General features: G+C 35.3%; 8 protein-coding genes and 2 pseudogenes. 6 read left to right on the forward strand and 4 right to left on the reverse strand.

The genetic code is table 11. The features are described 5' to 3' along the window. The 6 genes and pseudogenes from I2F17_RS11660 to I2F17_RS11685 all read left to right on the forward strand — a co-directional run. Positions 1-2,111, forward strand: a pseudogene (locus I2F17_RS11660) (TipJ family phage tail tip protein); the annotation flags it as partial. After that, positions 2,111-2,407 carry a hypothetical protein gene (locus tag I2F17_RS11665; protein ID WP_211140058.1) on the forward strand — a complete coding sequence of 99 codons (297 nt, stop codon included), beginning with the start codon at positions 2,111-2,113 and terminating at the stop codon, positions 2,405-2,407. The pseudogene I2F17_RS11660 and the gene I2F17_RS11665, both read left to right, overlap by 1 nt. Further along, positions 2,404-3,141 carry a hypothetical protein gene (locus I2F17_RS11670; protein WP_211140059.1) on the forward strand — a complete coding sequence of 246 codons (738 nt, stop codon included), beginning with the start codon at positions 2,404-2,406 and terminating at the stop codon, positions 3,139-3,141. The genes I2F17_RS11665 and I2F17_RS11670 overlap by 4 nt, the downstream gene beginning before the upstream one ends. 70 nt (positions 3,142-3,211) lie before the next feature. Then, positions 3,212-3,499: a phage holin family protein gene (locus I2F17_RS11675; RefSeq protein WP_211138910.1), complete on the forward strand. Its 288-nt coding sequence runs from the start codon at positions 3,212-3,214 to the stop codon at positions 3,497-3,499. After that, the gene (locus I2F17_RS11680) at positions 3,486-4,061 is read left to right on the forward strand and encodes a glycoside hydrolase family protein (protein ID WP_211140060.1); all 576 of its coding nucleotides are present in this window, start codon (positions 3,486-3,488) and stop codon (positions 4,059-4,061) included. The genes I2F17_RS11675 and I2F17_RS11680 overlap by 14 nt, the downstream gene beginning before the upstream one ends. Positions 4,062-4,150: 89 nt before the next feature. Then, a complete protein-coding gene (locus I2F17_RS11685; protein ID WP_211140061.1) occupies positions 4,151-4,624 on the forward strand; it encodes a hypothetical protein in 474 nt (157 codons plus the stop codon). Between the two features lie 37 nt (positions 4,625-4,661). Here the strand turns inward: I2F17_RS11685 and I2F17_RS11690 are convergent, their stop codons facing one another. From I2F17_RS11690 to I2F17_RS12620, 4 genes and pseudogenes are all read right to left on the reverse strand, one after another. After that, the gene (locus I2F17_RS11690; protein ID WP_211140062.1) at positions 4,662-4,967 is read right to left on the reverse strand and encodes an STAS-like domain-containing protein; all 306 of its coding nucleotides are present in this window, start codon (positions 4,965-4,967) and stop codon (positions 4,662-4,664) included. Beyond that, on the reverse strand, positions 4,964-5,926 hold the full coding sequence (locus I2F17_RS11695; RefSeq protein ID WP_211140063.1) for a hypothetical protein: 963 nt from the start codon (positions 5,924-5,926) through the stop codon (positions 4,964-4,966). Before I2F17_RS11695 ends, I2F17_RS11690 begins: the two co-directional genes overlap by 4 nt. 1,368 nt (positions 5,927-7,294) lie before the next feature. After that, a complete protein-coding gene (locus I2F17_RS11700; protein WP_407926571.1) occupies positions 7,295-9,373 on the reverse strand; it encodes a TonB-dependent siderophore receptor in 2,079 nt (692 codons plus the stop codon). A 703-nt stretch (positions 9,374-10,076) separates the two neighbouring features. Then, positions 10,077-10,201: pseudogene (locus I2F17_RS12620) on the reverse strand (IS982 family transposase); the annotation flags it as partial.

Raw genomic sequence — 10,201 nt, forward strand, 5'->3', positions numbered from 1 at the left:
AGCTAGATGGTGTGTATGCAAAAGTGACACCCATCACAGCAGATTCAACCTTACTTACGGCTGATAGTACGAGCAATGAAGCATCTTCATGGACGATTCAATCTGCTGTTGCAGATGGTGATAATGCACTTGGCCAACGCATTGATGTCACTCAAGCGAATGTTGCAAGTAATTCAGCTTTGATCAAGTCGGAACAAACAGCACGTGCAACTGCAGATTCAGCTTTAGCAACTCGTATAGATACACTTTCAACGACTGTGAATGGTAATACTGCATCAATCACTAATGAAGCAAAAGCACGATCTGATGCAGACAGTGCTTTAACTCAAGCGGTAAATGTTGCACAAAGTACGGCTGACAATGCACAAACATTGATTAAAAGTGAATCGAGTACACGTGCAAATGCAGATCAAGCTTTAGGGCAACGGATTGACACTGTATCTGTAAGTGTTAATGACAATAAAACATTGATTCAATCTGAACAAACAGCACGTGCAAATGCAGATTCAGCACTGGGTCAGCGTATTGATAGCATTTCTGCGAATACTGCAAATAATGCATCTCTAATTCAACAGGAGGCAAAAGCGCGTAGTGATGCAGACAGTGCTTTAACACAGCAAATCAATACCGCACAAAGTACAGCAGACAATGCGAAATCATTGATTAGTACAGAAGCGAGTACACGTGCCAATGCTGATAATGCACTAGGTCAGCGTATTGATACCATTTCTGCTAAAACAGATGGTAATGCTGCAGCAATTGTGAATGAGCAAACAACACGTGCAACAGCAGATTCAGCGAATGCTAAAGCATTAACTGATTATAAGTCACAAAATGACAGTGCAGTGGCAGGGGCAACAGAGTCGATCAAAACACTTTCGACACAGCAAAAAGCACAGTCTGAGAAGTTAGATGGTGTGTATGCCAAAGTGACTCCGGTTACAGCAGATTCAACTTTACTTACTGTTGATAGTACAAGCAATGAAGCATCTTCATGGACGATTCAATCTGCTCAAGCAGATGGTGATAATGCACTTGGCCAACGCATTGATGTCACTCAAGCACAAGTCGCGAGTAATTCAGCACTGATTCAATCAGAGCAAACTGCACGTGCGAGTGCGGATAGTGCTTTAAGTCAGCAAATTACCACGTTGCAAGCACAAGTTGGCTCAAATACATCTTCAATTCAACAGGAGGCAAAAGCTCGATCTGATGCAGACCAAGCGCAATCAACCTTGATCAATACTGTACAGTCTGCAACGGCAACTGCACAAAGCACAGCAAATCAGGCACTTTTAGATGCACAGCAAAAGTCAGACGCAGCGGTGTTAGCTGCAAAAACTTATGCAGATGCACAAGCTAAAGCACAAGCGGACGCAGCAAAAGCATCTGCCTCAAATGATGCGTCTGATAAAGCCACTGCAGCACAATCAGCAGCGATTGCAGCAGCCGCTTTAGATGCAAAAAATAAAGCAGATGCTGCACAAGCTTCAGCTGAAAACAAAGCTGCACAAGCGCAAAGTACCGCTGATGATGCGCTGAATAAAGCCAATACGGCCAATACTACGATTGCGACTGTGCAAACCAAAGTAGATACGCTGACAACTGCACAAGGTGCAACAGCGAATCAAGTGAGTACGATTCAAACGACTGTGGGCAATCACACAGCATCGATTCAATCACAGCAAACATCAATTGATGGCTTAACTGCACGTGCAAGTTTAAAGCTTGAGTCTGGTAATGTGATTGGTGGTGTTGCGATTGAGAATAACAGTAAAACAGTAGATGCGATTTGGCGTGTAAATACCTTTGCGATTGCACCACCAGTAACTGCAGATGATCAAACACCGGCTTATGCTTTTGTATATCGTTCAACAGCAACCACTTTGCCGAATGGTACTGTCATTCCAAAAGGTCTGTATTTAGATAGTGCTTATATCGGTCAAATTGATGCAAGTAAGATTAATGCAGAGAGTTTAAGTGCTTTGACAGCTAACTTTGGAGAATTCACTACTACAGCGAGTGATGGCTCTACAATGTATCAAAACGGTAAAAAAATAGAGATGCGCTATCCCAATGGCGTAGTTGGAATCAAAATAGGAATCGAATAATGGGTGCACTAGAGTTACGCAATACCGATAATGAACTAATCTTTGATTCTAGTGTTCACACGCTACTAAGTTTTTATGCTGAGTTAACACTTGATATGCGTCAATTTACTCCATTAAGTACTGCAGATGAATTTAATATATATCGACTTCGGGTTGATGATTTGGTCTTGGGTACTCACTTTGTATTACACCCTGATTTTTTAGTAGAAACGAACTACTTACTCTACTTACAAACAGAAGAAAATACAGTAAAACTCACGGATACAGCAGTGAAAGTAGGAGTTTTTTCATTATGAGTATTACATTTAATATCACTGAGAAAAATAGAGTACGTCCACTTCTTGCAAAAGATACTGTGCCTATCGTGATATGTCGTGAAGAGTTAGTACTTGAGCGACTACAAAGCTATCCAGTTAGTGTGAATGCATCATGGTATGGCACCCTTTTTCGCAGGTATGGAGAGAGTAACCGAGATCGTTTATACCAAGTGCAAAAGATCACATCAACCCCAAATAGTGGAGCATTTTGGATTAAGCCTAGTGATAATAGACCGCTAGCTTTACTAGGGGGTTCATTGGTTAGCTTTTTTGGCTCAAATATAATTGTGGCAACATCAGCACCTTCAACAAACACTATTTTGAATAAACCCAATAGATTTATTGAGTTTAGAACAGAGCAGAATGAAATTACTTTTGGTGACCGACATTTGATGCAAATACCTACTGTAATTACAGTTGTTAAGGTGCCATTAAAAGGAGAAATTGTAAAACTAACTTTAGATACATCACTACCGAGTGACCGTATGTTTGTTCTACTCAGTGGTTTTGCTAGTGATGAGGACACATTTGTCAATGATGGTGGTAGCGGTACAACACGTACGACCCGTTGTGTCACTATTGTTAAAGATGGTTATACTTTTGAGATGCAAAGCGTATTTAGTACCATTGATATCAATGCTTATGCAGGCATATCTTTGAGTGCTGTCATTGCCTATATTCCGAAATATGATGAAAGTTTTTCAATTAAATAATCTATCGAAACAGATTTAGCACCCAATTCGGGTGCTTTTTTTATATTTAAATTTAATAAAAGAGAACGACATGACAGATCAGCAACAACTATTAGACACCGCCAGTACCGTATTTACAAACAAAACCACTCAAGTTGGTGCATATACAAGCACTGGGGCGGGGATTATTTCAGCGATTTCAAAACTAGATTTTGTTGCACAAGTTTTACTGTTTGTTGCTCTGGTAAGTCTTGCTTTTACCGTTTTTAGTTTCGTCATGAATTGGTATTACAAGCATCAACAACATAAGCGTGAAACTGAACTACAAAAACAAAAAATTAAATTAATGTTGGAGGGCAAATGGCATGGACAAGAATAAGTACCTTGTTATTGGATCTATTCTAGGGGCAGTCGGGCTTACTGGTATTCCAGTAGCCACAACATATATTAAAGATGTTAGCCAAGAGGGGTTGAAGAATACAGCAGGGCATGAAGGGTACAGATCAAAACCTTACCGAGATCCAGGTGGAGTGATTACCCAAGGTAACGGATCTACAATCAAGCCAGATGGCACGAAAATCAAAATGACAGATAAGCCTATTTCAGAAAAAGAAGCCTTACGTTATTTAAAGGCCCATATCACAAAACACCGAGCACCGTTCAATAACTCACTTCAAAACGTCAAGATTTCTCAAGTTGAATATGATTTATATGCCGACTTTGTATATCAGTACGGCATTAACGCTTGGATGCAATCATCCATGCTCAAGCACTTAAAAGCAGGGCAGTATGTGCAAGCATGTCAATCATTATCGAATTGGCGATTTAGTCGTGTGCCACCGCATAGCACAAAAGTAGATTGTCGTATTAACTCAAAATGTAAAGGTGTTTGGAATCGGCAGAAATGGCGTATTGATCGATGCATGGGGGTGAATAACTAAATTAGTAATTTATTATTAAACAATAAGTTAGATAGATAGTAAGAGCAGCTTAAACTGCATATTTTTTTCTAAAGTTATGGTATGAAAATATGACCTATTTATTACTGATTTTAAAATTTTGGCGAGAGTGCTTAATCGTATTACTCGCTTTTTTATTAGTTTTTGCGTTGATTGTCGTAAATCATAAAGAAATCAAACTGCAAGAACAGAAGCTTGAACATGCAAACTATGTGCAGAAACACACTGAAGCAAACGTACAAGCACAAGCTAATACACGAAAGATTGAACAAGAGTATGCAAATAAAGCACTTACAGCAGAGAGAAACTATAGTGAAAAGATCAAACAAATATCCAGTGATGCTCGTATTGCTGAGTCTCATGCTAACAGCTTGTCAAAGCAACTTGCCACTGCAAACCAACGTCTGTCCACAGCTACTCGAGAAGCCAGTGATGAATATACCAAAACGCTCTCAAACGTATTCGATCAGTGCGTCACAGAATATCGAAAAATGGCAGAAGCAGCTGACGGACACGAAGCTGATGCAGAAAAATTAAAGTTTTAGAATTTCTTATAATTGCAAGTACAAACTTGATAGGTAATTAACTTGGATTACTCATTGATCTAGTACGCCTATCAATTACATTAGCTATACTTGCTAAAACAAAATCATCAACATCAATTAATTCCATACGCTCAAAAAATTGATCTATACCATATTTTATTACTAATACGCCAAACAATTCATCTGCGTATGATTCAGAGATTGAGTTTACGTTTTTAAAGTTTATTTTAATTCTTTGTCGCTTACATGTATGTAGTGACTTTTCGATTTCTTGACGGAGTGGGATAGCAGCACCCCTAGAAGCAAGATCACCACGTGGTAAGCTATATGATGCGAAATTCATTTGCTAATGCTCCTTAATCTATCAAATAGATCTTTATTACCTTTATCACCTTCCATTTTGATGTTTCTTAAAAGGTTAGATGATTTAAATCTACACGATATTGCTACTCCTTGCCAATGATATTTTGTTGTCTTATATTCTTCACATCCATTTTCATATACTTTATATAGGCTATCCCCCGTACAAAGTTGTAGTTCACCGTTGTATTGTTTTATTAATTTTATGAGATGGCCTAACCCTAATCCTTGGTGGTGATTTTCTGGAACTTCTCCACCGAAACCACACATAGGATCATTACCAACATGATCATCAGGGAGTCTTTGCGTCCAAGTGTCAACATTGTCACTATGTTTAGTTGAGTTTCCCTCTTTAATACACCAAGCTATAGCTTCGCTGTGTGACTTAATTTTACTTTTTATTCTATTTAATTCAGCAAGAAATCCTATCCCTCTATCTACAAGTGCGAATTCAATGTAAGAGTCAGTTTTTTGAGTATTTGGCACAAAGGTTTTTTGAGCCATGGAATAGCCAGTAAATTTACCATGAGACCAAACATTATCATTTAGCTCGCCAATAACATTAAACAACAAGGAGATTCCTGTGGTGTGTTTGTGATTTCCCAATAAATTCCTAATACAACCGTTAATTGTGGTTGTCGCATTATTAACATCACTCATATCCTTTAATGGTATAAGTGGCGAATAATTTTTTCCACAGTTAGTTCTATAGGGTTTCTGATGTGTTTTCCATAGACTTTCATGAAAGCCTATTGTCTTTAAATAACTCATGTTATGAGAGTCGGTATCAAAGTTTTTTTCTAGAATTTGATGTTTATCTACATAGGCAGCTAAAGCGCATATATAACCTGGTGAATAATGATCTGGATCTAAATATACACTGTTGTACTCTTTATCATGAATGTATTCTAAATTATTCAGTGCATGCTCTAATTTTTTCAATTGTGTGTCCATTTAGATTTTATATCAATTGTTAAACATTCTAGGGCTTCACGATATAGAAGTTAAAGTTTTAATGTAAATAATTAGCTCTAAATTTTAAGCAATATTACTAGGTGTTTAATTTTTCACCACCTCTAACCATCAACTATATCAGCACAATCCTGTAGCATCTTGAATCTATCCTTCAATAATATTCAGATTAAATATTGCTTTACATAGAAAATATACACCATATAACATATGATAATAATTTTCATTTACCCTTTGAGTTCTACTGAGAAATTTACTATGAATAAAATTCAACAACAAAAGTCTAGGAGAAAAGGAATCATATTCTTTAGCATTTTTTTAGGCATCACTATATTTGGCCAAGTTTTTAATACTATGAATGGTAAAACTTTTGAAATACTACCAATACTTTGTTGTACCTTCTTAATTTTTGTATGTTTTGTCTATTTTCCCTTAAAGAATCGGTTAGATGACATTAGAGCTAATAAAAAAAATAAGTTATAGTCTTACATTATTTTTCTTAATGGCTAGATATTAATAGATCATATATGCTAAAAAAGGGCCATACAGCTAGAAAAAAGGTAGCGGTCATTATTTATTAAAAGCCTCAAGTAACGACAAATAAACGACATTATTTTATAAGATACTGTTTTTAATTGATTGTTTGTACGTTGACATCGTAGAGGTCTCCAGTTCAAATCTGGATATGCCTACCAAATTTTAAAAAGGTTTTATAAGCTTTAATGACTTATAAAACCTTTTTTTCGTTTCAAGTAAAGCTGTAACTTTAAGATAAAATTAAAGAACAATAAAAATAGATGTTTTTTGTTTATATGGTCCAAAAATGAACGAAAAATCTGTGACAAGATTTTTATGAAATTAAAGTTGCTAATTTATTTTGCACTAAAATAAAAACATAAATTTATTTTAGATTTTCTCAGTCTAATATATATTATTAAATTGCTGAAAAACCTATACAATTAAAAAGTATAGAATAATTCGAATCCTGTTTAAGCTTTTATTTTGAAATTATTTACTTATGGTATTTTGATCAAATACATAAATTATGTAGCCTATACTCTTTTTTTAAGGGAAATTGGTCTATTCGTTATATTAGACTGTAAAGGAAAGCATTTATTTATATAAAAACGTACAAAACAGTAGCTTAATTTAATTCCTTAAACAGGGTTCGGGTTGGAATACCTATAGATAAGCCTTTCATATTATTCATACAAATCATATGAAAGGCTTATCTATATATCGAGCTGCGCCTATATTGAAGTGGTATAGCAACGTTTTATAAGTGTTATAAACAAAATACCCCATCTATCCTAGATAGATGGGGTATAGAGTCATGCTTTAAAATGTATATTTTGCACTTAATTGCGCATTTGTACCTTGTCCTGGGTACACATACATGTTAAAGCCACTACTGTCATATTTTTTATTAAAAATATTTTTAATACTTAAATTGAAGTTTAAGTTTTTAGACATGTTATAAGTTGCTAACAAATCTGTCGTCGCATAGGCAGGCATATCATAACTGACATTGGCTGTGGTACCTTTACGTCTATCTATAAAATGTTGATTAATACCTATACTTAATCCATCCAATACTTGAGATGAAACATCGTAGATTGTTAGTATATTTAAACTATTTTTAGGAATGTTGGCAAGACGAGTTCCTTTTTTTAAACTATTGTCTTGATCCACAGAGGCATCTACATAGGCATAGTTTCCGATGACTTTTAATCGCTCTGTTAAGTAGCCTGTAATATTAAAATCAAATCCTTTACTCTCAACCGTTCCAGCGGCAACAGATTTGGTATTATCCATCGGGTCTAATGTCAGCACATTTTTCTTTTGGGTGTAGTAGATTGTTCCATCAATACTGAGCTGATTGGGAATGGCTTGCCATTTTGAACCTATTTCATATGAAATACCTGTTTCAGGTGTAAAGCCTCGACCAAAACGATCAGATCCTGTATTGGGTTTGAATGATTTACTCACACTTGTATATATATTTAACGCATCATTCAACGCATAATTTAGTCCAAAACGAGGCGTGAAAGCACGTTCTTTTGTACTCCATCCAGACGATGTCAGTGCATTTGAATAGTTATTTTTATATTGTTCATAGCGTAACCCTAACAGTGCCTTTAATGGTGCAGACAGCGTAATCTGATCTTGAATAAAATAGGCTTGACTGTTGAGTGTTTCATGATCATTTGATGTGATATTGGTTAAGGCAGGTAAAGGTTGACCAAGTAGAGGTTGATTAACATTTAAATCAAAAGCAGCACTTCTTGCTGAACGAATAATAAAAGAGCGATAACTATATTTCTCAAATTCTACACCCGTGATGAGTGTATGTTGCATATTAAAAAGATTAAATTGGCCTGTGATATTGAATTGAAGATCTTTATCCTGCCAAGACAAACGTCGCCAATTATAATTACGTGTAATGACCTGACCATTGGTATTGGGTTTTAAGCCATATGCTTCTACGGCATAACCTTGTAAATCTCCATTTAAATATTGTCCTCCTAGATTAATTTTCCAATTTGGATTAATGTCATGTTCTAAGCGAAGTTGTAACATATCATTATTATTGGTTAGAGAATTTCTATCTTTCCCTGATTCCCACCAATAGCGACTTGAATCAAAATGTTGATTACTTTGTCCAGAATATCTTGTAAAGCCTCGATCTAATGGGTGTTTGTTTCTTAAGAAATCAGTCTCTAAAATAACCTTTGTTTGTTCTGAAGGTTTCCATTCAATGACAGGTGAAATATTCCATCGCTTTGTTTTAACATCATCGCGGTAGGTATCTCCATTTTCTATCAGGCCATTGAAACGGTAGTTTAACGTTTGTGTTAATGGTCCTGTTGTATCTAAGCTGGTTCTTATTAATCCTTCATTGTCTAATAAAATCCCTATTTCTGTTGCTCTTTGAGCATTTGGGGATTTACTGACCATATTAAATGTACCTCCGGGATCTGTTCTTCCATACAGTGTTGCAGCAGGCCCTTTAAGAACATCAATACGTTGAATGGTTTGACGATCAGGTGCATTAGGATATCCTCGGTTAATAGGAAAGCCATTTTTAAAATACTCACTACTCGTGAAGCCACGAACGGTATAGCTAGTTAATCCTTGTCCTCCAAAATTATTACTTCGACCAATACCCACTAAATCTAATCCATCTGATAAGCGAGTGGCTTGAATGTCATCTAACGCATTTTTATGAATGACAATGATTTCTTGTGGAGTATCTCGAATAGGGGTTTGTGTACGTGTTGCAGAGCTTGATTGAGAAGAGTAATACTGATCTGATGTTGCCTGAGTAGAAATGGTTGGGAGAACGTGATCATTTGCATATGTTGTACTATATATTGAGCTCAATATACAAAGGTGGAGTAAGTGTTTAGTCAAAATAAATCCCCAAAACAAAATATAAAATTTGATTATATCTATATTTAATCTTTAATCAATAATGATTATCATTATTAAATATGTTTGGTGGAATGAGAATTGGATAACAGATTGTAGATCAGCAAATCGCGTGGTTAAAATATAAGTAAGATATAAGTTATGAATTTAGGCTTTTGTATTTTTGTTTGAATGTTAAATTGGTCAGAATATGAAATTGTAATGACATTTAAGCTGGGATTAAAATACTAAAAATGAATATAGATTAATGTGCTTTTAGCATGATGATGAATTTAAATAAAATTTTTAAATAAAAGATCATCTTTTTTGCTCCAAAAAAAAGATTTTATATAAAAAGTATAAAGATCCTGATCATGAATTATATGTAAGGAAGCTCTTTTAAATAAAATGAATCAACTCAAACATGAATCAAGAATTATTCATGTTTGAGTTGATTCATTGCACAGAATTTCATTATTTGACGTTCAAAAGTCTTTCACTTGTATTGGTGAAAAGCGATTTGATACAAGATTACGGTAGCGAATAAAACGTTATTTTCCTGAAAATAGAGTACTAATATGAAGACCTATAAGTCATAAAAACTGTCTGTATTAAAATGATAATTTCATATTTATAGAGTCGGATTGTTCCAAACATTATTTGATTTATAAATGTATTTAAGCAAAATCTTGTTTAACCCGAATCCTGTTTAAGCCGAAGCACCGATGATTCGAATGTTCGGCTTATTCTTATGACAAACCTGATACGCACATAAAGATGCATAAATTCCTGCTAAATAGCCTTGAACACTTCTCGCCTTACTTGTCACTAAGT

Source organism: Acinetobacter baretiae, assembly GCF_015627105.1.
GTDB lineage: Bacteria > Pseudomonadota > Gammaproteobacteria > Pseudomonadales > Moraxellaceae > Acinetobacter > Acinetobacter baretiae.